15 protein-coding genes are annotated in these 25,532 nt (G+C 47.8%); 14 read left to right on the top strand and 1 reads right to left on the bottom strand.

Annotated elements, in window-relative coordinates; genetic code table 11:
* Positions 1 to 49 precede the first annotated feature (49 nt).
* From GJQ68_RS03245 to GJQ68_RS03195, 11 genes are all read left to right on the top strand, one after another.
* On the top strand, positions 50 to 3,439 hold the full coding sequence (locus GJQ68_RS03245; protein ID WP_162415880.1) for a SusC/RagA family TonB-linked outer membrane protein: 3,390 nt from the start codon (positions 50 to 52) through the stop codon (positions 3,437 to 3,439).
* A 12-nt stretch (positions 3,440 to 3,451) separates the two neighbouring features.
* Entirely contained in the window at positions 3,452 to 4,885 is a 1,434-nt protein-coding gene (locus GJQ68_RS03240; protein ID WP_162415879.1) for a RagB/SusD family nutrient uptake outer membrane protein, read from the top strand.
* A gap of 73 nt (positions 4,886 to 4,958) precedes the next feature.
* On the top strand, positions 4,959 to 6,551 hold the full coding sequence (locus GJQ68_RS03235) for a sulfatase (RefSeq protein ID WP_235941027.1): 1,593 nt from the start codon (positions 4,959 to 4,961) through the stop codon (positions 6,549 to 6,551).
* A 221-nt stretch (positions 6,552 to 6,772) separates the two neighbouring features.
* Positions 6,773 to 7,039, top strand: a complete 267-nt coding sequence (locus tag GJQ68_RS03230) for a RagB/SusD family nutrient uptake outer membrane protein (RefSeq protein WP_162416196.1) — start codon at positions 6,773 to 6,775, stop codon at positions 7,037 to 7,039.
* 97 nt (positions 7,040 to 7,136) lie between these two features.
* A complete protein-coding gene (locus GJQ68_RS03225; protein ID WP_162415878.1) occupies positions 7,137 to 9,752 on the top strand; it encodes an alkaline phosphatase D family protein in 2,616 nt (871 codons plus the stop codon).
* 35 nt (positions 9,753 to 9,787) lie between these two features.
* The gene (locus GJQ68_RS03220) at positions 9,788 to 11,323 is read left to right on the top strand and encodes an arylsulfatase (RefSeq protein ID WP_162415877.1); all 1,536 of its coding nucleotides are present in this window, start codon (positions 9,788 to 9,790) and stop codon (positions 11,321 to 11,323) included.
* A 156-nt stretch (positions 11,324 to 11,479) separates the two neighbouring features.
* Entirely contained in the window at positions 11,480 to 13,801 is a 2,322-nt protein-coding gene (locus tag GJQ68_RS03215) for a PSD1 and planctomycete cytochrome C domain-containing protein (RefSeq protein ID WP_162415876.1), read from the top strand.
* A 1,051-nt stretch (positions 13,802 to 14,852) separates the two neighbouring features.
* Complete coding sequence (locus GJQ68_RS03210) at positions 14,853 to 18,062, top strand: SusC/RagA family TonB-linked outer membrane protein (RefSeq protein ID WP_162415875.1); 3,210 nt, start codon at positions 14,853 to 14,855, stop codon at positions 18,060 to 18,062.
* A 31-nt stretch (positions 18,063 to 18,093) separates the two neighbouring features.
* The gene (locus tag GJQ68_RS03205) at positions 18,094 to 19,656 is read left to right on the top strand and encodes a RagB/SusD family nutrient uptake outer membrane protein (protein ID WP_162415874.1); all 1,563 of its coding nucleotides are present in this window, start codon (positions 18,094 to 18,096) and stop codon (positions 19,654 to 19,656) included.
* A gap of 102 nt (positions 19,657 to 19,758) precedes the next feature.
* The gene (locus GJQ68_RS03200) at positions 19,759 to 21,117 is read left to right on the top strand and encodes a Gfo/Idh/MocA family protein (protein WP_162415873.1); all 1,359 of its coding nucleotides are present in this window, start codon (positions 19,759 to 19,761) and stop codon (positions 21,115 to 21,117) included.
* A 104-nt stretch (positions 21,118 to 21,221) separates the two neighbouring features.
* On the top strand, positions 21,222 to 21,368 hold the full coding sequence (locus GJQ68_RS03195) for a hypothetical protein (RefSeq protein WP_162415872.1): 147 nt from the start codon (positions 21,222 to 21,224) through the stop codon (positions 21,366 to 21,368).
* Positions 21,369 to 21,393: 25 nt separating this feature from the next.
* On the opposite strand, the gene GJQ68_RS03190 is transcribed toward GJQ68_RS03195, so the two are convergent.
* Positions 21,394 to 22,275, bottom strand: a complete 882-nt coding sequence (locus tag GJQ68_RS03190) for a CPBP family intramembrane glutamic endopeptidase (protein WP_235941024.1) — start codon at positions 22,273 to 22,275, stop codon at positions 21,394 to 21,396.
* Positions 22,276 to 22,306: 31 nt separating this feature from the next.
* On the opposite strand from GJQ68_RS03190, the gene GJQ68_RS03185 reads away from it, so the two are divergent.
* Genes GJQ68_RS03185 through GJQ68_RS03175 form a run of 3 tightly spaced genes read left to right on the top strand, consistent with a single transcriptional unit; the run spans position 22,307 to position 25,524 of the window.
* Positions 22,307 to 22,642, top strand: a complete 336-nt coding sequence (locus GJQ68_RS03185; RefSeq protein WP_162415871.1) for a hypothetical protein — start codon at positions 22,307 to 22,309, stop codon at positions 22,640 to 22,642.
* Between the two features lie 54 nt (positions 22,643 to 22,696).
* Positions 22,697 to 24,049 carry a sulfatase family protein gene (locus GJQ68_RS03180; RefSeq protein ID WP_162415870.1) on the top strand — a complete coding sequence of 451 codons (1,353 nt, stop codon included), beginning with the start codon at positions 22,697 to 22,699 and terminating at the stop codon, positions 24,047 to 24,049.
* 35 nt (positions 24,050 to 24,084) lie between these two features.
* A complete protein-coding gene (locus GJQ68_RS03175) occupies positions 24,085 to 25,524 on the top strand; it encodes a sulfatase family protein (protein ID WP_162415869.1) in 1,440 nt (479 codons plus the stop codon).
* Positions 25,525 to 25,532 lie beyond the last annotated feature (8 nt).

The raw sequence follows: 25,532 nt of genomic DNA, 5'->3' as shown, positions 1-25,532 counted from the left end.
TTTACCCTGCCCGCTTTAAAGAAATCAATTCAATAAAACGTTTAAAATTATGAAAAGAAAAATACTATACCTAATAACGATGGTATCCAAGAACCTGTTATACGGCTGTATATTGCAATGTATGTTTCTGACTACCTTGCTGGCCAATGATTCCAAAGCCCAGATCAAACCGATCGATGAAACCTTCCTACGCATGGCCAATAGGGAGTGGAGTTTAAACGAAGTTTTTAAAAATGTGGAATCCAAAACAGACTACGTATTCATTTTTCCGGATGATTTGCTTAGCGGCCGGGATCCGGTCGTTTTGAAATCCGGAAAACGATCCGTTAACGATATTCTGGTGCAGCTGGCCCAAGCTTCCAAACTAAAGTTCAGGCAGGTCAATAATGCCATCTATGTAGGTGGAACCAGCTCATCTGGACAGCAAAAAGAGATTTCAATTACCATTGAACTTGTGGAGATTACCGGTACGGTAGTGGACGAAGATGGGCAGCCCATTCCCGGGGCCACGGTATTGGTAGAGGGGACCAATACGGGCACCGTGACCGATATTGATGGAAAATTCACTGTGGATGCTGAGGAAGGATCGGTACTGCTTATTTCGTTTATTGGCTATGAATCTCAGCGGATTACCATTGGTAACCAAAGCAGTTATTCCATTACCCTGGCAGAAGATCAGTCTTCATTGGATGAAGTGGTGGTCGTGGGTTATGGTACGCAACGAAAAAGAGATATTACCGGGTCCGTATCGTCCCTGGGCGAAGATGAGTTCAATCCTGGAGTGGTGACTTCTGTAGATCAATTGATCGTTGGAAGGGCTGCTGGTGTCCAGATAACCCAGGCCAGTGCCGAACCTGGAGGAGGGGTTAGTATCAGGATAAGAGGCGCTAATTCCATAAATGCCAATAATGAGCCCTTGTATGTGATAGATGGGCTACCCATAGATAACGGGGCATCTACCCCAAGCTCGGGTGTTATCAACAACCCTACGCCAAGAAACCCTTTGAATTCCCTAAATCCAAGTGATATACAATCCATAGAGATTTTGAAAGATGCTTCTGCCACAGCTATTTATGGTTCCAGGGGAGCTAATGGAGTCATATTAATTACGACCAAGAAAGGACAAGAAGGTAAAATGAAGATCAATTATAATGGCTACTATGGTACACAAGAGGTAGCCAATCAAATAGATATGTTGGACGCAGGGCAATACATGGCGCTGCTAAATGATCTGAGGGCGGAAAACAACCAGGCACCGGAATTTTCCCAGGCAGAGATGAGTGAAATTGGTCAGGGAACGGACTGGCAGAATGAGATATTCCGCACAGCTGCCGTTCAAAATCATCAACTATCTTTCTCAGGTGGAGATGAAAGTACCCGGTATTTTGCTTCCTTGAATTATTTTGATCAGGACGGGGTAGTGCTAAATTCCGGAATCAAAAGGTATACGGGAAGAATGAACCTGGAACACATCTCCGGAGAAAATTTCACTTTCGGCATGAATTTAAATACCAGTTTTATTGAAGATAACTTTGTGCCGTTTGGGGTGGCAATCAATGAGAATTCGGGCGTAATCAATTCCGCTATTTATCAGGATCCTACCATGAAAATTTTTGACAGCGAGGGTAATTATTTTCAATCCCCGATTGTCAATTTGGAAAACCCTGTTGCTTTTGCCAATGAAGTATACGACATGGCTGAAACAAACCGGACTTTCGGGAATGTTTACGGACAATACAATTTCAATGACGAATTTTCAGTAAAATTAAATCTGGGCTCCGACCGGCAGACCTCAAGAAGGGATAATTACGTTTCGACTGCTACCAGAAGAGGAGGGTTTAATGGCGGCGTGGCGAATGTGCGCTCTAATGAAAGAAGTAATTATTTGCTGGAATTGACAGGCAATTACAACAAAGAAATCGACGAACATACGATCAGTTTCCTTGCCGGATATACTTATCAAGAATTTTTAGGCAGGTTCTTAAGTTCAAGCGGTCAAAATTATCCCTCGGATGCATTTCTTACCAATAATCTGAATGCGGGTGCTCAGGGAACCTATGCCATAGGCACCAATAAATTCAGAAACCAGCTATTGTCTTATTTGGGTAGGGCCAATTATTCGTTTAAAGATAAATACCTGATGACGGTATCCTTTAGGGCTGATGGTTCTTCCCGCTTTGGGGAAAACAATAAATTCGGGTATTTCCCATCGCTTGCCCTTGGATGGCGAATCATTGATGAGCCATTTATGAGCAATCAGGATTTGTTTTCAGAGTTGAAGTTCAGGTCTAGCTATGGCTTAACCGGTAACCAGGAAATTGGGAATTACAACTCATTGATCTTGCTGGGTACACAAGGTCAGGCACAGTTTGACGGCAATCCATTCGTAGGCATATCCACGACTCAGGCTCAAAACCCAAACCTAAAATGGGAGGTGACCAAACAGCTTAACTTAGGATTAGATTTCAGTTTTTTATCAGGAAGAATCGACGGAGCAGTGGATTATTTCTATAAACAAACCGATGATTTGCTGATGTTCCTGCCGATTCCTAGGACAACGGGGTTTAACAGCTCGTTGCAGAATGTGGGAAGCATGGAAAATCAGGGTTTTGAATTCACCCTTTCCACAAGAAATATTGTCGGAGATTTTTCATGGAATACCTCATTGAATTTTTCAGTGATCAGAAATAAAGTGTTAGATATTTCAGGCCTACCATTTATTTTGCAGGGGGGTGCTGGCTTTACACAAAACATTTCCATCATTCAGGAGGGGTTACCTTTAAACTCCTATTACGGATTCGTGGTAGATGGTATTTTTCAACAAAATGACGATATCGAGAATTCCCCCCAACCGTTGGCACAACCGGGAGAATTGAAATACAGGGACGTGAATGGGGATGGACAGATAACGCCTGCCGACAGGGAAGTCTTAGGTTCACCTTTTCCGGATTTTACCTATGGGGTGAATAATTCATTTAAGTACCGAAACCTGGATTTATCTTTCTTTATTCAGGGCGTACAGGGAAGCCAGATTTTCAATTTCAACCGAGTGGAGTCTGAAAACCCAATTTCTTTTAGAAGAAATCGCCTGGCGGAATCCTATACGGATAGGTGGACTCCCCAAAACCCCACCAATGAAAATACGAATGCCCAGCCGGTAAATGTATCTTATGGAGGTCCTGTCAACAGCAGAGCCATTGAGAATGCTTCTTTTGTAAGGTTAAGAAATATCCAGTTAAATTATCGGATTCCGAACCTATCCGGTAAATACTTTTCCAATGCCAGTGTCTACATTTCCGGTCAAAACCTGATCACCATCACCAATTATTCGGGGATGGACCCTGAGGTAAGTTCCTTTGGAACCTCCAATGTTCGGGCGGATTATAATGCCTATCCCTTTACCAGAATGTTTACACTTGGCGTTAATTTGGAACTTTAAAACCTGAGAAAAATGAAAATCAAATATATAAGAATACTTGCAGTACTGTTCCTGTTTATTTCAATTCAGGGATGTAACGACCTTTTGGAAGAAGAAGTTTATTCGGTATTAGGTCCCAGCAACTTTTTTCTTTCGGCGGAAGATGCGGAATCTATGCTCAACTCTGCCTATGCCTCAGACCAGCGGAGAAGCAGTAGGGATTACTTACTATTATCAGAATTGACTTCCGACCTTTTGATCCAGAGGGGAGGAGGATTACGCAGGAGCGCCCAATTGATCGAAGATTTTACCTGGAATGCCACCCATCCATTTCTGGATGGTCAATGGGGCAGGGATTATACGGCCATCTATCGGTCCAATTTGATCATTGACAGGGTTCCTGATATTGATATGAATGAGGAACGGAAACAGGAGATATTGGCTGAAGCCAGGTTCATCCGGGCCAGTAACTACGTTTATCTTTTTGATATTTTCGGGCCGGTTCCTCTAATTACCAGTAGTGAATTGGAAATTGAAGCCAGACCGGCCCGTGCCTCCCAGGAGGAAATAGTTGGTTTTATTGAGGACGAATTACTGGCAGCAAGCCAGGTATTACCGGTAGAAGCCAGAAATTATGGAAGAGCCAATAAAGGAATTGCCCTAAGTTTGCTCACCAAATTCTACCTGAACAATAAAAAATGGCAGGAAGCTGCTGAAACAGCCCAAATGGTGATGGAGCTTAATAAATATTCCTTATTTGATCAGGGTTCCAGAGATGCCCTTTTCGATATTGAAAATGAGGAAAATGATGAGTTTATTTACATCCGTCCCAATTTGCCCATTCCAGGTTTAAGTACTACCTATCTAGCACACGCTGCTCCCCCATCGTATCAATTTGCTTATCCACCCAGGGCAAATTATGCAGCTCAATATCAGTTATTAGATGACTTTGTAAATTCCTTCCATCCGGACGATCAGAGAAAAGAAGTGATTATTAAGGAATATATAGACGTTAATGGAAATTTGATAGACTTGGGAACCGACAATTCCAGAAGTTTTAAGTTTGGGGAGGATCCCAATGGGGTAGGCCAACATATGGGAAACGATTTCCCTATCATACGGTATGCGGATATTCTCCTGTCCAGGGCCGAAGCCTTAAATGAAATTTCAGGACCTACGGAGGAGGCGATTTTGTTGATCAACGAAGTCCGTGAAGTAGCAGGAGTGCCAGCGCTTTCTTTAAATGATTTCAGCAGCAAGGAAGCCCTTCGGGACCATATACTGGACGAAAGGGCCTGGGAGTTCTTTACAGAAGAATTGCGTCGACAGGATTTGATCCGTCATGGGAAATTTATCGAATTGGCCAATGAGAGGGGAAAAAGTGCTTTTGACTATCATGTGCTTTTTCCCATTCCACAAAACGAGATCGATCGGAACCCCAATCTGGAACAAAATCCCGGTTATTGATCAGGTAACGAATTTATGGCTACTTCTGGTCCTTAGATTCCAGTCGAATTACTATCTTTAATAAAAAAAAGCAATGACATTAAAATCCAATTGGATCCTGTTCACTGTCCTGCTGATGGCCTCCTGTCAGCAGGAGCAGGTAGAGCAGGCCGAAAAGCAAAAACCCAATGTACTCTTTATACTGGCAGATGACCTGGGCTATTACGATTTAAGTTGCATGGGCAGCGATTATTATGAGACACCAAACATCGACCGAATAGCTCATGAAGGAATGATGTTTACCAATGGCTATGCGGCCTGCCAGGTTTGCAGCCCCTCACGGGCCAGTCTGATGTCCGGCAAATTTCCGGCAAGACATGGAATCACCGATTGGATAGGTGCCAAAACCGGGGAAGCCTGGCGGGAAGCCGGAAGGTTTAATAAATTATTGCCCCCGGAAAACAAGGATCATTTAGACCTGGAATATACGATCCTTCCGGAAGCCATGAAGGCGGCAGGCTATACCACGTTTTTTGCCGGGAAATGGCACCTGGGCGGAGAAGGGTCTTTGCCTGAGGATCATGGTTTTGACATCAATAAAGGCGGTTGGGATAAGGGGAGCCCCATGGGAGGCTTTTATGCCCCCTGGGAAAATCCCTACCTGGAAAGCGGCCCCGACGGAGAAAGCCTGACCATGCGCCTGGCACGGGAAACAGCCAATTTTATCAGGCAGGAAAAGGATAAACCCTTTTTCGCCTTTCTTTCCTTTTATGCGGTGCACGCTCCCATCCAGACCACCAAAGAAAAATGGTCCAAATACAGAGATAAGGCCGAACAAGCCGGTATTGCGGAAACCGGATTCGAAATGGGACACTTTCTCCCTATCCGCCAGGTGCAGGATAACCCCGTTTACGGCGGACTGGTGGAAACCATGGACGATGCGGTCGGCCATGTGTTACAAACGCTCGATGAACTGGGTTTGGCTGAAAACACGATTGTAGTTTTCACTTCTGACAATGGAGGAGTTTCTGCAGGAGATGCCTTCGCCACTTCCAATCTTCCGTTACGGGGTGGCAAAGGCTATCAGTTTGAAGGAGGTATTTTGGAGCCTTATTTTATCAAAACCCCTTCTCTGGACAATGCAGGAAAAACCTCGGATGCTCCGGTGACAGGAACGGATTTTTACCCCACCCTGCTGGAACTGATTGGTGAGGAATTAAAACCCGAAGAACATGCCGACGGCGTCAGTCTGGTTCCCCTGCTTACCGGCGGAACGATCGAGGAAAGGCCTCTAATCTGGCATTATCCCCATTATGGGAATCAGGGGGGCGAGCCCTCGTCCATTATCCGACTGGGCGAATGGAAGCTGATCCATTACTATGAAGATGGCCGGGAAGAATTGTACAACCTGGACCAGGATTTGGAAGAAAACCATGATGTGGCGGCTGATCATGTGGAATTGGTCGCTGAGTTGAGTAATCAGCTTTTTGACTACCTGGAGGAAGTTGGCGCATTGTATCCTGAAAAAGACCCCCAGTATGATCCGGCGAAGGAACAAGAGTATCTGGACAGGGTCAGAAATGTCCGAATGCCAGCCTTGGAAAAACAACGGATGGAATTCTTATCCAGAGATTTTGACCCTGGTAATAATTGGTGGGGCAGTGAGGTGGACAATTCGGAACGGTAACTTTACCTGAAAGCCTACTAATTTCTTTTATGAATTTTAGGTTTTTCTCCGGTACATACCAAAACGTAATATAAGGAATCACTATTCATGCAACTCGCTAGGGAGGCTTGAAGTACTTGGGATTGCCAACATTATGGTGGGGCAACCGAGAGAAGGTGGTGCAGCGGGCAAGCTTGCAGGTTGGTCCCGGGTGTTAATAGGTTCCAACCTTTTCCCCGGACATCCTACGCAGGGAACGAAGGATAGAATTGGCATTTGAAGGCACTCGTTTATGGGATATTTTGCGCTGGGAAATTGGAGATGAAGTTTTAAATGGAGATTTTTGGGGAGCACCCTTTCCGGATTCGGAACGGTACCCCACCACCTCCATAAAACTGGATCCGCAGTCCAGGTGGTATGTCACCACTAAAAATTTCCGGCCGGGAGTCGATGATCAATGGCCCATTCCTGAATCTGAAACCAACATAAACCCAAATTTGGCAGAGTAATTATTATGAAATCGAGCATGACGTAAGCGACCCAAGGAGGGATGATTATTAAGCATGCGAGATTCCATGTGACCTTTGACAAGCAAACTAAAAACACATGAAAAGAAGACATGTAGTAAAAGCAATTGCAATCGGATCCATTACCCCGCATTTACTTGTTGGCGCATCCTCCAGTTTTGCGATTGCCCCAAAATCCAATAAGCATGCAGCCCAGGCTGCTTTTCAAAGTGCCTGGCAGCAATGGCCCAACATGCCCTGGGTAGGTCCGGAATACTGGGGAAACCGACTGCAGGACTGGGAGATTCGTAATGGTCGTGCCGTTTGCGTAATCTCCGACAAAAATCGTTCACTTCATTGCCTTACCCATCAACTGGGAACCGAACCCGGAGAATTTGCCTTAGAGGTAAAATTGGAATGGCTCAATACAGCCGCCAAAGGACAGCCGGAAGCCTATGCGGGTTTTCGCCTGGCGGCTAAGGGCAAATTCCCCGATTACCGCTCAGCAGCGGTTTTTGGTCAGGGACTGGATGCCGGCATCAACGGAGAGGGGCATTTGGTGATCGGTGAAAAAAAAGGGACTCAAGAAATCTCCCTGGAATCCGAAGTGACCCTTCACCTGCAGGGAAAAGGAAACGAAATCCAATTAAAAGCCTTGGATTCGGAAAATGGGAAACTGCTGGGCATGTTGACCTATACCCAACCCAACGCCAACTGGGAAGGCAACCTGGCCCTAATTACCCATTTTCCCCTGGAAGCTACCGAAAGCCCTTCTGTGGCCTTTTCGGATTGGCAAATTTCCGGAGACAAGATCGTGGGTGCCCTTGCTCAGGAGTTTGGCCCCATCTGCTTTGCTCATTATACCCTTCACCGCAACACGTTAAAATTAGCCGCCCAGTTGGCACCGGTAGATCAGGTACCCGGTATGGAAGTAAGTCTGCAGGTAAAGAAAAACGGTCAATGGACCAGCCTGCAACAAGCCAAGCCGGATCCCCTTGGCCGGGTAGTGCATTTCCGGCAGGAAAACTGGAATGCTGAAGAAGCCGTTCCTTACAGGGTCAAACTGGACCTGCCGTTGAAATCAGGGAGCCAATCCTATTTTTACGAAGGCAGCATCGCCCGGGAACCTTCTTCCGAAGAAAAGGTGAAAATGGCCGTCTTTAGCTGTAATGCGGATTATGGGTTTCCAGATCAGGAGGTCAGTACTCATGTTCCTAAACACCAACCCGATCTGGCCGTCTTTCTTGGCGATCAATTTTACGAAAGTACCGGAGGTTTTGGTATCCAGACTTCCCCGCTCGAAAAATCCAGCCTGGATTACTTGCGCAAATGGTATATGTTCGGCTGGTCCTACCGGGAAATTTTCCGACACATCCCCAGTGCCTTTATTCCAGACGACCACGACGTGTATCATGGAAACGTCTGGGGCGAAGCCGGAAAGTCAGCGCCTACCGATGAAGGATGGGGCTATGTGGCCCAGGACCAGGGCGGGTATAAAATGCCCCCCGAATGGGTGAATATGGTGCAGCTGACCCAGACCGGTCATTTGCCCGATCCCTATGAACCCAGCCCGGTAAAACAAGGGATTACCACTTATTATACCGATTGGCTTTATGGCGGGGTTAGCTTTGCTATTCTGGAGGATCGTAAATTCAAATCTGCTCCCAAGAATGTGTTGCCCGAAGAGGCTAAAGTGCTTAATGGCTTCATTCAAAACCCGGAATTTGATATTAAAGCGCATTATGATGTGGATGCGGACTTGCTGGGCGAGCGGCAGCTGGAATTTCTGGAGCATTGGTCTTCGGATTGGAGTCAGGGAGCGGAAATGAAAGCCGTATTGTCTCAGACCAATTTCTGTACGGTGGCCACCCTACCCAAAGGCAGCATTATTGATAGCATCGTTCCCAAATTACCCATTCCCAAACCGGGCGAGTACGTATCTGGCGATGCCCCCACCACGGACATGGATTCAAACGGCTGGCCACAAAAGGGCAGGGATGAAGCCCTGCGACTGATCCGCAAAGCCTTTGCGCTCCATGTGGCCGGCGATCAACACCTGGCCTCGGTGGTGCATTACGGAGTGGAGGCACATGGAGATGCCGGATTCGCCTTTGCCGGTCCGGCGTTGAATAACCTTTTCCCCAGACGTTGGTGGCCGGAAGTTCCTGCAGGACATGTGCCATTGCCCGGGCGACCGGATTACACCGGTAATTTTGAAGATGGGTTTGGAAACAAATTGACCGTTCATGCCATCGCAAACCCGCATGTTTCCGGGAGGGAACCAGCTTTAATTTACGATCGGGCTACCGGTTACGGGATGGTCACCTTTGATAAAGCTCAAAAAAATATCCGGATCGAATGTTGGCCCAGATACGTGGATCCTGAAATGAATCCAAACGGGCAGTATAATGGTTGGCCGGTAACGATCAGCCAACAAGACAACTACGCCAGGGCATCGATAGGGACGCTACCAGAACTGGACCTGAGTAACTGTCATCGTCCGATCGTTCAGGTAGTGGATGAAGCTACGGGGGAACTGCTCTATTCATTACGAGTGAGTGAGCGCAGGTTTCGGCCAAAAATATTCAAGGAATCCAACTACCTGGTTCGCGTGTGGGAAGATATTGGAAACCAGGAACAGGTTTTTTCTGGATTGGCATTGGATGTCCACAATGAAAAATTACTAGCGGTGAATCCCTCCCCGCTGAAAGCCTAAAAAAAACCTATTTCCGTACCGAACGAAAAACGAGAATGAAAATCAACTTTATTTCCCTGGCCAGTGGCTTGTTTGTAAGTCTGTCCATCGCTTGTTTCTCCGAAACAGCCCCTCCAACCGCTCCTCCCAATATTATCTATATTTTGGCGGACGATTTGGGATATGGTGATTTGGGATGCTACGGGCAGGAAAAGATCGAAACGCCTCATATCGACGCATTGGCTGCTTCCGGCATGTTGTTTACCCAACACTATTCCGGTTCTCCGGTTTGCGCCCCGGCCCGTGCCGTGTTGCTGACAGGGCAGCACAGTGGACGAGCACAGGTTAGAGGGAACGATGAATGGGCAGAACGGGGAGATGTCTGGAACTATCGTGCCATGCTGGCGGACAGCACGCTGGAAGGGCAGCGTCCTATTGCCGAGGGTACGACCACCATTGGGACCTTATTACAAAGTGCCGGGTATACCACGGCAGTAGTCGGTAAATGGGGCCTGGGAGCCCCGCATACAGTGGGCGTGCCCAATCAGCAGGGCTTTGATTACTTCTATGGGTACAATTGCCAGCGGCAGGCCCATACCCTGTATCCGGTACACCTTTGGGAAAATGACCGGCGGGTGTATCTGGATAACGATACGGTTCCTCCTAATAAAAAGCTACCGGAGGGGGCGGACCCGAATGATCCGAACAGTTATGACGATTATTTTCTGACGGACTATGCCCCCGAAATGATGTTTTCCCGCATCCAGGAGTTTATTGCCCAAAAGCGGGAAGCACCTTTTTTTCTGTATTGGGCCACCCCCATTCCGCATGTGCCCTTGCAGGCACCCAGACGCTGGATAGACCACTATGTGGATAAGTTTGGAGAGGAAGAACCTTATTTGGGGGAGCGATCATATTTTCCCACCCAATATCCCAGAGCTACCTATGCCGCCATGGTCAGCTACCTGGACGAACAGGTTGGAGATTTGGTGCAGCAACTCAAAGAGCAGGGAATGTATGAAAATACCCTGATCATATTCACTTCCGATAACGGCCCCACCTTTAATGGAGGAACCGATTCTCCCTGGTTTAACAGTGCCGGAAAATTTCGGGAGGAAAGAGGGTATGGCAAGGGATTTCTCTATGAAGGAGGGATTCGGGTGCCGATGATTGCTTCCTGGCCAGCTGAAATTAAGGCAGGTACACAATCTGATCACGTTTCTGTATTTTATGATGTCATGCCTACTTTGGCTGAAATTGCAGAGGTTGAAGCTCCTTTTGATTCCGATGGGATCAGCTTCCTACCGGCATTAAAAGGTGAAATGCAGCAGGAACATGCCTTTTTGTACTGGGAATTCCCTTCCTATGGGGGGCAGATGGCGGTGAGAATGGGTAATTGGAAGGCCATGCGGCTATCCATTCACGAAGGGAATTTGGAATGGGCCTTGTATGACTTATCCACTGATCCCCTGGAAATGAATGATGTTGCCGACGAAAACCCCGGTATCCTTCAAGAGGTGGAAGCCATTGTGGCGGCCGAGCATGTCCCTTCTTCTAATTCGCGTTGGAGGTATTCGGCTTTGGGTGAGTGAGGTTTCTAAATAATGGGCACTCAAATTATTTTCAAGGAATTTAATGCCCTTCTCGAATATTCTCCATCGAGGAGGAGAAGCCGAATTTTACAGGTATGGAATTGGTTATTTGCAGGATAGATTGTAATTTAAACGGATCATGAATTCATCCTTGCCATGCAGTTAAAAAAGGGCTCTTACTTTCTTACAGGTGTTTTATTTCCGTTGCTTGCCGGTGTAATGGTATACGCCTGTGAAGAAGCAGAAATCAGCGAAAAAATTCCGGAACAAGTCAGTTATAATTTCCATATCCGCCCCATCTTATCCGACAATTGCTTTGCCTGCCATGGTCCGGATGCGAACAAGCGGGAGGCAGGATTGCGGCTGGACCAGGAAGAAGGGGCCTATGCCGCCTTGAAAGAAAACCCGGAAAACCATGCCATTGTACCCGGTAGCCTTAGGGAATCCATGGTATTTAGCCGGATTACATCGGAGGAGGCAGATCAGATGATGCCTCCCCCAGAGTCCAACCTGAAACTTTCTGAGCGGGATAAACAACTTATCCGAAAGTGGATTCAGCAAGGGGCGGAATACGAAACCCATTGGGCCTTTGTCCCCCCAAAAAAACATACCCCACCCGAAAACAATCACCCGGGATGGTCTTCCCATCCTATCGATAAATTTGTGTTTGATAATATGAGTTCCAGGGGACTGCAACCCAACCCGGAGGCAGAAAAGGCCTACCAGTTGAAACGGCTGAGCCTGGACCTTACCGGCCTTCCTCCAAGTACCGATGAGGTAAAAAGCTTTTTGGGAGGGGACCGGTCCTGGGAGGAAATGGTGGATTATTACCTGGAAAAGCCAGCTTACGGAGAAAAAATGGCACTTCTCTGGCTGGATATTTCCCGATATGCAGATTCATTTGGTTATCAAAATGACAATATCCGGACCCAGTGGCCGTACCGGGATTGGGTGATTCATGCCTTCAACCAAAATTTATCATACGACACCTTTTTGACCTGGCAATTTGCGGGTGATTTGCTTCCGGAGCCAACGAAAGAACAATTGCTGGCCACGGCTTTTAATCGCAACCATAAAATCACAGAAGAAGAGGGGGTGATTGATGAGGAATACCGGGTAGAGTATGTGCTTGACAAAACGAATACCTTCAGTAAGGTAACGCTTGGGATAACCATGGAATGCGCCCAGTGTCACGATCACAAATACGATCCGGTTTCCCAGGAGGACTATTTTAGCCTGTATGCTTTTTTTAATAATACACCGGAGAAAGGTTTCGAAGGCGGAGCAGGTTCTCCCGTAAGGGCAAAAACCCCTTTGATTTGGGTAGAAGAAGAAGATACCCGTGGGATTTTATCCTTTGTCAATCATCCCGACACCGCCAAAGTAGCGGTGTCCATTATGAAAGACTTGCAGGATTCCATCCGGCCCACGCATGTGCTGAACCGGGGAGTGTACGATGCACCGACAGGCGATCCCTTGCCTGCCGCTACACCTGCTGTTATCAAACCATTTGATTCCGATTTGCCCCCAAACCGATTGGGCTTGGTTCAATGGGCGCTGGCAGCAGACCATCCGCTTACCTCCCGGGTATTTGTCAACTTGATTTGGCAGGAAATTTTCGGTCAGGGGCTGGTTCCCTCGGCGGGAGATTTCGGGATGCAGGGGAAATTACCTACGCACCCGGAGCTATTGGATTGGCTGGCCGTTGATTTTCGGGAAAACGGTTGGGATATCAAGCGACTTATCAAAGTTTTGGTAACCTCTGCTACTTACCGGCAATCGGCTGTTATTCAACCTGAACATCTGGAAAAGGATCCGAATAACGTCTATTTAGCCCGTTATCCCCGCTTGCGCCTTCATGCCGAATTGATTCGCGATTACATGCTTTCCAGCAGCGGGCTGCTGGTTCCGGAGATTGGTGGGCCTAGCGTAAAGCCCTATCAGCCGGAAGGGCTTTGGGAAGCGTCCAGTTCCGGAAGGGGCGAGCTAAACATCTATCGGCAGGATAAAGGAAACAAACTCTACCGAAGAGGGATTTATACGTTTATAAAATTGACCTTGCCTCCCCCTGCACTGCTGATCTTTGACGGCAGCAACCGGGACATTTGTCAGGTAAGCCGCAACCGAACCAATACCCCCTTGCAAGCCCTGGCTTTGCTTAATGACCCTATGGTTTTGGAAGCCTCCAGGGTGATGGCTGAAAACCTGATAACCACTCACAACTCCCCGGAAGAAGCAATAGAGGAAGCTTTTATCCGTGTTTTGTGCCGGTTTCCCAAAGACGAGGAAAAGGAGGCGCTGCTTGCCTTTTTTCAGGAGGAATCGGAACATTATAAGGGGAATTCACAAGAAGCAAAGAATCTGCTGACAGTGGGAGAATCTCCCCAAAAAGAAGCCGCGGCACCGGAAAGAACGGCTGCACTGATGCAGGTAATAGTCGCCCTTTATAATCTGGAAGAGACGCTTACCAAAACCTAAGCGATGCTGTCGAAGTGCCATCCGGTAGCGAAGCATTCCTTTTTCCCAGGTTTTCCTTCGGTTAAAAAAAGGCCACTTCTTCTTTGTTTTTCCGCTTAATTTTTTGCGGCGTGAGACCGGTATAGGCTGCTTAATTGCCGGATGGTTAACAAAAAATTAATTTTAATTTTATCTACAATAGTTAGGGAATAATTTGAAAAATTTATATATTTCACAAGTAAATTTTAAAGTAATCCATTTTCCTATCAATCAATTCTTTTAGGTGGGAAAGGTTTGCAGCGAAGCACTGTTGCCAGAAGTGTTAGTAGCCTACCGGGCAGTGGAACCCATGCCTATTAACCTTAAGACCCGAAATCCGCTTGGTTTGTGCCATTATGGTCTGAATTGAACGAAAAGCAAGCCTTTACTTTCGTACAGCTTGTGTCTTCATTCATTTTTCGGCCTTTTTTGCTTGATCCGGGAAGCATTTGTTTTTGGAAATTCCCTGTTTTTCGAATTTCCAATGGGTACCCGTTCCTTTTTTTGTGTGCGGGTGTATACGGCTTGAATCGTCAACTGGATCCGCTGCATTATGGGGATGTCCGTCCGATTTCCGCTTCAGGGAATGGCCGGTATACCGGATAGTAACGAATTCTTTTTGGGATCACATGCTTTTCAATCTGCCCTCCATGCTGGTTTTCCAGGTTGGGGCCCTTTCTGTTCGCCAACGATAAACGGGCAATAGAAAGAAAAACTAACTACTTACAAAAACCAAACCCTCCAATGAACCTGGAAAACAGTTCCTAATCTTGACCCAATCCGGATCCGAGATACTTGTTTTACCTAGGTATTTCTTTTTTCATGGCTTCCCCAATCCAAGCGGGATGCTGGCAAACAAGACGATGGTATCCAGGATCGAGTCCCGGTCCAAGCGCCGTTAGTGGCGATTCCCACGAGTAAATCTGGGTAATTTTCTGCGGTAGTGCCTGGCAATCCCCATCCGTTGGGAAAGCGCGGCGCCCTACTGCTGATTTTCCCGGATCATTTCAATTTCTAATAAACCAATATCCTAATGAAAAATAAATTACCTAAGGCAGGATTAGCACTGCTCCAAAGGGCAGGGGTTGCTCTGGCTTTTCCCCTACTGATCTGCCTGTTGCTTATTCAGCCTTTTCCGGCTGCAGCTGCCACCTCTGAAGGCCCCGACTTGATTGAAAGCGAGGTCGATATCACCATTACCGGCACCGTGCTGGACGAAAATGAGGAAGCACTTCCAGGAGCTACCGTTTCGGTACAGGGAACCACCCGAGGTACCGTCACGGACTTGGATGGAAAATTTTCCATTACCGTACCGGAGGAATCTACCCTGGTAATTTCCTTTATTGGGTACCAGGCCCAGACCATCAAAGTCAGCAACCAGTCCGAGTTGACCATCCGCCTAAGCCAGGATGCCTCGGCGTTGGAAGAAGTGGTGGTGATCGGTTACGGTACCCAGCGAAAGTCCGACCTAACCGGTTCGGTCGGATCGGTGGGAGAGACCGAATTAAGTGAGCGTCCTGCCCCTTCCTTAAATCAAGCCTTGGCTGGCAGGGTAGCCGGTGTACAGGTAAATACCAACTCTGGACGTCCAGGAGGAAGAACCAACGTGCGTATTCGTGGCTTCAGTTCCATCAATTCCTCGAATAACCCCTTGTATGTGGTGGATGGGGTAATGCTGCCCATGGGAACGATGACCCAAGCCAGTAATCCAATCGATTATATTAACCCCAATGATATCGTGTCTGTAGAAGTATTAAAAGATGCTTCATCTACTGCGATTTATGGGTCCAGAGGCGCAAATGGGGTAATTTTGGTGACCACCAAAAAAGGAAAATCCGGTGATGGCACCTTGACGTATAACGTTGATATGAGTGTGAATACCATTGGGCCCAACAGGCCGGAGGTACTAAATGCAGAAGAATACCTGGCTGTAGAGGACCTTGCCTGGAGAAACATGGAAAAATACGATCCAGTAGGATGGAATGCAGGCCGATGGGCGTATCTGAATCCTGCCCTCAGGCGTACGGACCCCCGGGTATTTGACAGTCAGGGAAATCCGCTGCACGACACGAATTGGCTGGAGGAAACGACACAGAATAAAATTTCTCAAAATCATCAGTTAGGTTTTACCGGAGGTAACGAAAGAACGACCTACTCCTTATCCCTGGGTTACCGGGATGATCAGGGCTTGTTGAAGACATCGTACCTTACCCGGTATTCCACCCGGTTTACCATTGAAGATAAGGTAAAATCCTGGCTGACCATAGGAGGAACGCTTAGTTATAACTCCCAGGAAGAAAACCTGGTGGATGTCAGTGATGCGGTTCCCCGCCAAATTGTGGAAGATTTCCCCTTCTTGCCTGTCCGATACGATGATGGCGTTTTTGCCAATAACCGTGATTATCCCTTTGCCGAAGGCACCATGAGCTCCATGCACAGACTATATGGACGAAGGTATGTGCTCAATACCCAGACAACACTTGGTAGCGCCTATACAAACATCAAGTTTGCCGAGGGATTGGAAATGCGAACGGTTTTGGGAGTGAATATCATGACTCAGGAAAACAACCAATCCAGTACCCGAACGCTCGCCATTGCACAGAACGGAACTGCTTCTAAAAGCATGATGCGAGATAATTTTTGGTCATTGGAAAATTACCTGACTTATAACAAAGTCTTCGCTGACAGGCACGCGTTTACCGGCTTATTGGGAGTATCCTGGCAGGAAAATACGTTTACCTCCATGAGTGCCAGCATTCAAAATTTTGCTACCGATTTTTTCACGTTTAATAACCTGGGAGCAGGCTCTCAGTTGCCTCGTGTAGGGTCCGGTGCCAATAGGCATTCACTGAACTCTTATTTTGCCCGGGTCAATTACATCCTTGATGGCAAATACCTCTTTACGGCTACCGGAAGAGCGGATGGTGCTTCTAAATTCGGTGAGAACAACAAGTATGCCTTTTTCCCTTCTACCGCTGTGGCGTGGAGATTATCTGAAGAAGGCTTCCTGAAGGGGAATAGCACGATTTCTAATTTGAAGCTACGAGCGAGCTATGGACTTACCGGTAACTCGGAAATCCCTCCTTACTCTTCACTTGCCTTGCTTAGCTCAAACTATTCAGCGATCTACAATGAGTCTCAGGTCGGAGGTACAGGCATCAACCGACTTGCCAATCCCGATTTAAAATGGGAAAAGACGGCACAAAGTGATATTGGGTTGGAACTGGGCTTGTTCCAGAATAGAGTTACCGTGGAGATGGATTATTATTACCGAAAGACCACCGATATGCTACTGGATTCACCGGTACCGAGAACCAGTGGGTATGCCACTATCCGTAGCAACGTAGGTTCTATGGAGAATAGGGGTATTGAATTTACGCTTAATACGGTTAATGTCGAGAAAGCTGACTTTACCTGGAATACATCCTTCAATCTTTCTGCCAATAGAAACAAGGTGTTATCACTGGCTACCCCGGCAGATATTTTTGGAGTGGGCGGACCTAACTTTACCAACGCGACAAACATCATACGGGTCGGTGAACCTGTGGGTTCATTTTGGGGATTGGTACGATTGGGAATCTGGAGCGAAGATGAGCGAAGTGAGGCTGCGGAATACGTAAGTTATAGAAACGGTTTGACGGTCCTTCCGGGTGACGTCAAGTACCTTGATGTGAATGGCGACAAAGCCATCAACGATTCTGACAGGATGATTATTGGAAACGGTAACCCCAATATGTGGGGAGCCTTTAACAACAACCTGCGGTTCAGAAATTGGGACCTGACGCTTGAATTACAATACATGTACGGCAATGACCTGCTGGATATGAACCTGCATCCAAGTGAAGATCGACAAGCACTGGCAAACAGCTACCGCACCGTGTTGAATGCCTGGACACCTACCAACCAAAATACAATGGTGGCTGAGATCCGGGATACCCGTGCCGGTTACGTAACGAACGTAGACTCCCGTTGGGTAAAAGATGCTTCTTTCTTAAGGGGTAGAAACGTGCTAATCGGATACACTTTCCCTATAGAAGTTGCTAACCGTATTAAGCTAAGCAGGTTGCGGGTGTACAGTACGGTTCAAAATTTCTTTCTGCTCACGGGCAGTGAAATCATCGGCGATCCGGAAGTGGCGCCAATACGGGGAGGCAATAACAACAATGTCTTTTCTCAAGGCATGAACTGGCATGCCTATCCCAAGCCTACTACGTACATGCTTGGCCTACAGGTAACCCTTTAATCGATCTGGAATAACCTAAATCAAAACAACAATGAAATTGACTATAAAAAAATGGTCCCATTCCTATCTTTCTCTAGGATTGGCACTGCTTATTTTTACGACAGGATGTGAGGAATTTCTCAGCGAAGAGGACCCCTCAAACCTAACGCCGGAGTCCTTTTACACGATTCCGGATCATGCGGAAGCGGCACTTGCTTCGGTATATGCAGACATGCGTTTCTATGGTGGTGGTTCGGGAATTTTCTCTTCCACCTGGCAGCTTCTAGAGGCACCTACTGGCACTTCCACGACTGAAACCGCCCAAAATTCCGATTTGAATAACCTGTACGGGTTGATTTATGACGGAAGAACCGGGCACATCATCAACTGGTGGAACGGCCTTTACAAGGTGATTGCACAGGCGAACCTGGTATTGGATCGGGTTCCGGCCATCACGCCCATGGATGAGGCTCAGAAGGCCAAAATTTTGGGTGAAGCCCGTTTTATTAGAGCTTGGGCGTATTTCTATGCGGTACGGCTTTGGGGAAATGTTCCCTTGATTAAAGTTCCTCAAACGGCAAGCGCAGAGGATTTTAGACCCTCACCTGCTCCCCAGGAACAAATTTATGAATTAATTTTAGGGGATTTGTTAGCCGCCGAAAGTGCAGGCTTGCCCTGGATGGATCCCAGTGGTCGTGTTTCTTCAGCAGCCGTTAAGGCCCAATTGGCGAAAGTGTATCTGACCATGGCAGGTTTTCCGTTAAGCAAGGGTGCATCTCATTATCAGCTGGCGGCGGCTAAAGCCAAAGAGGTGATCGATTATGCCGACGCGAATCCAGGCTCAATCAACTTATTCCCAACCTATGGTGACCTGCACGATGAGACCAATGGCAACCGGCTGGAACACTTGTTTATGCTCCAATACAATGTGATCGTAGCAGGCAATCCCATGAACAACATGTTTCCGAACTTTAAGCCAGTAACCTTCCAAGGTCCTTCTGGTACTGGAAGTACCGTCCCTACAATTGAATTCTATAATTCTTATGAAGAGGGTGACAAGAGAGCGGTAAATCAGGAAGGCTTCTTCTATACCACCTATTATACAAACGGAAGCGGCGAGGAGTTTGATTTAGGTGCTCCTTATATATTCAAACATTTCAACCGAGCTGCATTAGGAACAGCCGGCGTGCCCGGTAATCGCGCGAATAACCTCAACGTACCGTTGATCCGGTTTGCAGAAGTACTGCTGATGTATGCAGAGGCCCAAAATGAAGTGAGTGGCCCCGATGCATTGGCTCATGAAAGTCTCAGAAGGATCCGGGACAGGGCAGGTCTTGAAACGCCCGCAATGGGAGCGTTCACGGCCGATTCCTTTAGGGAGGCCGTGTGGAAGGAAAGGTGGCACGAGCTATGCTACGAGCAGATTACCTGGTTTGACATGCTGCGCTTGCGAAAAGCTTACAATGAGTTGACAGACGGTTTCGACGATTTTGTAGGCCATGTCAACCTGAGCTCCAACCAAGCTTTGCAAAGCATGCATTTATTGATGCCGTATCCCCTGCCTGAAATGCAGAACAACCCCAATTTACAACCTCAAAACCCGGGATTCCCCTAATAACGGCCCCCTTGTTTTTAATTAGTAAAAGCTTCCCGATAAACTACGGTTTTTCGGGAAGTTTACATTATATTCCATAATAAACCCGAAATCCCGCTTACGATGAATAAATTAACAAAAATCAACCGAAGAAAATTTTTAAACCGGTCAGCTCTATTAGCATTAACGCCTCCATTGCTTGCGCAATACCCCAATTTATTTACGAGAAAGAAAAAACTCAGGCATGTTTGCATCGGTGTAGGGGGTATGGGCTGGCACGATCTGAATCGCTTCAAATCCCATCCGGAAGTGGAAATCGTCGCCATTTGTGACGTGGACGAAAACCATTTAGCCAGGGCATCGGAGGCCTTGCCGCAGGCAAAAACCTATACCGATTGGCGAACCTTATTTGCTAATGAAATGGGGAATTTCGATTCCATAAACGTAAGCGTGCCGGACCACAACCATTTTCCGATCAGTTACCGCGCCATCCAGGCAGGCAAGCACGTGTATTGCCAGAAGCCCATGTGCCACGACGTGGCCGAAATTCGAAAACTCACCGAAGCCGCCAAAAAAGCAGGCATTGTCAGTCAGCTGGGTACCCAACACGCCTCCGGTAAGGGAGACCGCACCGCTGTGCAATGGATCAAGGAAAGGCATATTGGAAAAATAAAGCAGGTGTACCTTTGCTCCAACCGGCCCGGCGCCACGGAGGCTTATCGATTTGAAGGCCCCCGACCGGCAAGTGGAGAGACTCCACCCCCCCATGTGCATTGGGAGCAATTTATCGGAACAGCCCCCATGCGTCCCTATGCACCCAAAATTTACCATCCCTCCAAATGGAGGGCCTGGCAGGATTTTGGAACCGGTTGGTCCGGGGATATCGGCTGCCACATTCTGGATGCTGTCTGGAAAGGAATGGGATTGACCGCACCCCTTTCGGTGACTGCGCGGGTGCAGGAATCCTGGGAGCAATCCCCCGCCCGGAGAGCGGATACCTGGCCACAGAGCAATCACATTACCTGGGTTTTTCCCGGCAACGACATGACCGCGTCCGATGAATTGACGGTGGAATGGTTTGACGGGGAGTTTTATCCCCCCGAAGCCGTTCGGGCCTTGTATTCCCTGGAAGACTATCCGGCAGAGTCGGCCATGCTGATTGGTACCGAGGGCGCGCTACTGATTCCCCATACCAAAATGCCCGTATTGTTGCCGGAAAACAAGTTTCAAGCAGTAGGCAGCCCCGATCTGGAAGAGCGGGACCATTACCATCACTTTGTGGATGCCTGCCTGGGGAAGGTGAAGACCGAAAGCGATTTCGCCGTTTCCGGTCCCATGTCTGAAACGGTGATTCTGGGTACCGTTGCCATCAGACAACCGAACGAGGTTCTGAAGTGGGATCCCGGCAACATGAAAATCCTTAACCATGACGCTGCCAACCAGTATCTGGCAAGGGATTACAGAAAAGGCTGGGAAGTTTGAGGATTTAAATCCAGATAAAGCCTGGGACCATGGTGCATTTACACAGGTTAGGAGAAAAGGACCCTATATGGGGAGAGCCATAAGGACGGAACGCTGGCGGTACAATGAGTGGGATGGGGGGGGTGAAAGGAATACAGCTTTATGACCATCATACCGACCCCAACGAATACATCAACCTCGCGGGGCACCCCGATTATCAGGAGATCAAAAATAATTTGAAACAACGCCTGCATGCCAAATTCAGTAATTAAGCACCTGCTTTAAGAAAAGGTGGATTTATACACTTGGAGGGTGGGTAGAAGCAATTTTTAACCGCTGTTTCCTTAGCCATAAGCCAATAAATAAATAGAGTACGGCTGGGAGGATGCCGATTATGGGAGAAACCCAAATTTCCTTTTGGGATGCAATTTGAATATGGCCATCAATGACCAAATGGTTGATCAGGGCATCTTCCATGGCATGAAGCAAGATCACAGGCCATATGGATTGAGTTATTCTGAAAATTTCTGTAAACATCACTGTCCATACCAGCATGTTCATAACTGCTATGAAAGTGAACAAGTAGCGGTTTACAGGAAAAACCGAATTGATGGTTTCCTCCGATAGAAAATGAAAGTAATATGGAGCATGCCATAACCCCCAAACCAGGCCCGCAATCAGGTAAATGGTCAGATCATTTAGCCTGAGATGGATGAGCCTGGCGGTAAGGTAGCCTCTCCAAACCGTCTCCTCAAAAAAATTCTTGATAATATTGACCAAAAATAGACCTGATAGTACCCAAAAATAACCTTTCACATCAAAACCTGAAAAATCCATCCATCCTGTAAGCTTTCCCGCAGTCAAGGTAATGGTGGTAACAAGAGGGAACAGAAGTAATGCAAGTCCATACCACCGGAGGTTGCTTTTAAAGTTTAAGCCTGCATCCTTCCAGCCTTCTCCTGCAAAAGTTCTCAGGATAATTACGACAATTAACGGAGTGACCAGCCAAATGGCCATTCCAAGGGTTTCTTCTTCTTCCTGATCGGGTAGAAAGCGATCCACCCCGACCCCTATCCAACCAATACTAAGGGCTACCAAGCAGAAAATAATAACGTTCCTGATGGTTTTGGAATGCATAAAGGCCATAATGGGACTTGTCGTTTTGGTTTTATTTTTCATTTTAAAGTAATGTATCCTTTCACCCTAAATATTGGAAAATGAATTAACAGCTCCTATGTATATTTTATTTTTTTCAGCCCTGCCATTATTTGCCCAAACCCGGGAGAGTTCAGAGGATTGTGAGGTGTTATTTCAACATGACACCTTAATGATCAGCAAATCACTTGCACTCTCCTTTGGAACCAAGGAAAACTTATCCAACTGGGATTGGAGTCTTTTTGGAAGGATACAACTTGTTGGGAATACACCTTCGTTAGGACTCAATCATGCCTCTTTTTTACGGCACCTGTGTATGGTGCTTTCGGCTCTTACGGGATCAAAAAAACATCCGGTTCACATAAAAACCGGTTGTACGCCGGCAATTTGAAAAATTATTCAGTAATTTACGTATTGTGCTCAAATGACCTTTTCCGGCCCCCGTATGCGTTATAAAATTTTCCTTCTGGTACTGCCGTTCTTTTACTCCATTCACCTGGCAGGGCAATCCATACCCCCTGAAAAACCGAATATTCTTCTTGTTTTAACAGACGATCAGGGCTATCACGACGTGTCCTACTACGGAACGAAGGACATCCGAACGCCCCACATCGATGCGCTCCGAGCGGAAGGCATGCGGCTGGATAATTTCTACACCAACTCCCCTGTCTGCGCTCCTACCAGAGCTTCCCTGATGTCGGGCCGCTATCCCGATCGGGTGGGAGTGCCGGGACTGATTCGCTCGATCCCGGACAATACCTGGGGATACCTGGACCCCAAGGCCAAACTTCTCCCGGCGCTGCTACAGGAAAAAGGCTACCATACCGCCCATGTAGGCAAATGGAACCTGGGCCTGGAAACACCCAACCTGCCTAATGAGCGTGGTTTTGATCACTTTCACGGCTGGCTGGAAGACATGATGGACGACTATTGGACCCACCGCCGGCACGGAAGAAATTACATGCGGCTCAACGAATCCAGCATTGAGGCGGAAGGCCATGCCACCGACCTGTTTACCCAATGGTCCGTCGATTACATTCAGTCAAGGAAGGATGCCGAGGCGCCTTTTTTTCTATATTTGGCCTACAATGCCCCCCATTTTCCGGTACAGCCCCCGGAGGAATGGCTGGAAAAGGTAAAACGCCGGGAACCCGGCCTTTCCGATACCCGGGCCTCCTTGCTGGCCTTTATCGAACACATGGACGATGGTATTGGAAAAGTGGTGCAGGCACTCAAGGAAACCGGACAGTATGACAATACGCTTATTATTTTTACCAGCGATAATGGAGGGCATTTGCCCAGCCAGGCCAATAACGGGCCTTTGCGAGATGGGAAACAAAGCATGTACGAAGGGGGATTAAAGGTTCCAACGGTAATTTCCTGGCCGGGACACATACAAGCCGGATCGGTATCCACGCAGGTCAACCTGACCATGGATGTACTCCCTACCCTGGCGGAACTAGTGGATAGTAGCAGCCCTCCAAAAACGGACGGACGTAGTTTTTTACCAACATTGCTGGGCAGAGAGATGAAAGAAGCCGATCGCCCACTTTACTTTGTGCGAAGAGAAGGAGGAACTCGCTACGGGGGGAAAGCCTACCATGCCCTGAGGCTGGGGGACTGGAAACTGTTGCAGAATAGCCCCTATCAGGGTATGGAACTGTACCACCTGAAAGAAGATCCCCTGGAACAAACGAATCGCATCGAGGACGAGCCGGAAATCTACCAGGAATTACACCGATTGCTACGGCTCCAGATCCAGGAAAGTGGAAAAGTCCCCTGGCAGCGACCGGATTGAAACGACACCTTATAAAACACAAAAATAAAATTTCAATGAAATCAGTTTTAGTAAAAGCACTAACCCTTTCGCTAGGTCTTTTTAGCGGCTTATTCACGTTGCAAGCAAACCCAGAACCGATTAAAAACGAACCTCCCAATATCATCGTCATTTTTGCCGATGATTTAGGCTATGGGGATTTGGGGGTGTTTGGACACCCGACCATCCACAGCCCCAATCTGGATCGCATGGCTTTTGAAGGGCAAAAGTGGACCAATTTCTACGTGGCGGCTCCGGTCTGTACGCCCAGTAGGGCCGGTTTGCTAACCGGAAGACTGCCCATTCGCTCCGGCATGGCCAGCGATCGGCGGCGGGTATTGTTCCCGGATTCGAAAGGAGGCTTGCCCCAATCGGAAATAACCATTGCACGGGCCTTAAAAGGCAACGGCTACCGTACCGCAGCTATCGGAAAATGGCACTTGGGGCATTCATCTCCTCATTTGCCCACGGATCATGGTTTTGACAGCTATTTTGGCATCCCCTATTCCAACGATATGGACAAGGTAGAGAAAACGGATCACTTTACCCTGGCCGATCAGGAACGCTACCAGGCATACAATGTTCCCTTATTGCGAGACAAGGAAATAATCGAACGTCCAACGGACCAGCGAACCATCACCCGCCGGTATACCGAAGAGGCGGTGAATAAAATCAACGAATTCGGAGAGGAGCCGTTCTTTATTTACCTCGCGCATAACCTGCCCCATATTCCCTTGTTCCGATCGTCCGAATTCAAGGATGAATCCCTGGCGGGCATTTATGGAGACGTAATCGAAGAGATTGATTGGTCCGTGGGGCAAATTCTGGAAGCCCTGAAAGAAGCGGGTGTGGCCGAGAATACCCTGGTGGTCTTTACCTCCGATAACGGGCCCTGGCACACCTTCCGAACCCATGGCGGTACGGCCGGTTTGCTTAGAGGAGCAAAAGGTGGCACCTTTGAAGGCGGGATGCGGGAGCCCACGGTATTCTGGTGGCCTGCTGGCATCAAACCGGGAGTGGTACGCGACATGGCCACTACCATGGATTTGTTGCCTACCTTCTGTGCCTTGTCCGGTACCGAACTGCCGGATGATCGGGTGTACGATGGCTATGACCTCAGTCCGTTGCTTCGGGGTACGGGCAAAAGCGGTCGGGAGACGGTGTTTTATTACCGGGGGCAACAAGTTTATGCTGTCCGTAAAGGGGATTACAAGGCCCATTTTATCACCCAACTGGAATACGGAAATCCTACGGCACATCCGGTAACCCGCCCGGAAGTAACTGTGGAAAATACGCCCACGGTATTGGATACACCGCTGCTGTACAATGTCAACGTAGACCCGGGTGAGCGCTTCAATATAGCCGAAGCACATCCCGAGATCATCGCCGAGATCAGAGCGGTCATGGAAGCACACAAGGCGGGTGTCGTACCGGTAGAAAATCAACTGGAAAAATAGCCCACAAT

Origin of the sequence: Cyclobacterium roseum (assembly GCF_010119225.1) — a bacterium.
Classification (GTDB): domain Bacteria; phylum Bacteroidota; class Bacteroidia; order Cytophagales; family Cyclobacteriaceae; genus Cyclobacterium; species Cyclobacterium roseum.
This window is presented reverse-complemented; position numbering and strand designations above follow the sequence as displayed.

Bases quoted from the DNA above. Each gene is read 5' to 3' on its own strand.
- GJQ68_RS03220 (WP_162415877.1), top strand. From the start codon at position 9,788: ATGAAAATCAACTTTATTTCCCTGGCCAGTGGCTTGTTTGTAAGTCTG.
- GJQ68_RS03205 (WP_162415874.1), top strand. From the start codon at position 18,094: ATGAAATTGACTATAAAAAAATGGTCCCATTCCTATCTTTCTCTAGGA.
- GJQ68_RS03175 (WP_162415869.1), top strand. From the start codon at position 24,085: ATGAAATCAGTTTTAGTAAAAGCACTAACCCTTTCGCTAGGTCTTTTT.
- GJQ68_RS03200 (WP_162415873.1), top strand. From the start codon at position 19,759: ATGAATAAATTAACAAAAATCAACCGAAGAAAATTTTTAAACCGGTCA.
- GJQ68_RS03195 (WP_162415872.1), top strand. From the start codon at position 21,222: ATGAGTGGGATGGGGGGGGTGAAAGGAATACAGCTTTATGACCATCAT.
- GJQ68_RS03190 (WP_235941024.1), bottom strand. From the start codon at position 22,275: ATGAAAAATAAAACCAAAACGACAAGTCCCATTATGGCCTTTATGCAT.
- GJQ68_RS03215 (WP_162415876.1), top strand. From the start codon at position 11,480: ATGCAGTTAAAAAAGGGCTCTTACTTTCTTACAGGTGTTTTATTTCCG.
- GJQ68_RS03245 (WP_162415880.1), top strand. From the start codon at position 50: ATGAAAAGAAAAATACTATACCTAATAACGATGGTATCCAAGAACCTG.
- GJQ68_RS03240 (WP_162415879.1), top strand. From the start codon at position 3,452: ATGAAAATCAAATATATAAGAATACTTGCAGTACTGTTCCTGTTTATT.
- GJQ68_RS03225 (WP_162415878.1), top strand. From the start codon at position 7,137: ATGAAAAGAAGACATGTAGTAAAAGCAATTGCAATCGGATCCATTACC.
- GJQ68_RS03210 (WP_162415875.1), top strand. From the start codon at position 14,853: ATGAAAAATAAATTACCTAAGGCAGGATTAGCACTGCTCCAAAGGGCA.
- GJQ68_RS03235 (WP_235941027.1), top strand. From the start codon at position 4,959: ATGACATTAAAATCCAATTGGATCCTGTTCACTGTCCTGCTGATGGCC.
- GJQ68_RS03180 (WP_162415870.1), top strand. From the start codon at position 22,697: ATGCGTTATAAAATTTTCCTTCTGGTACTGCCGTTCTTTTACTCCATT.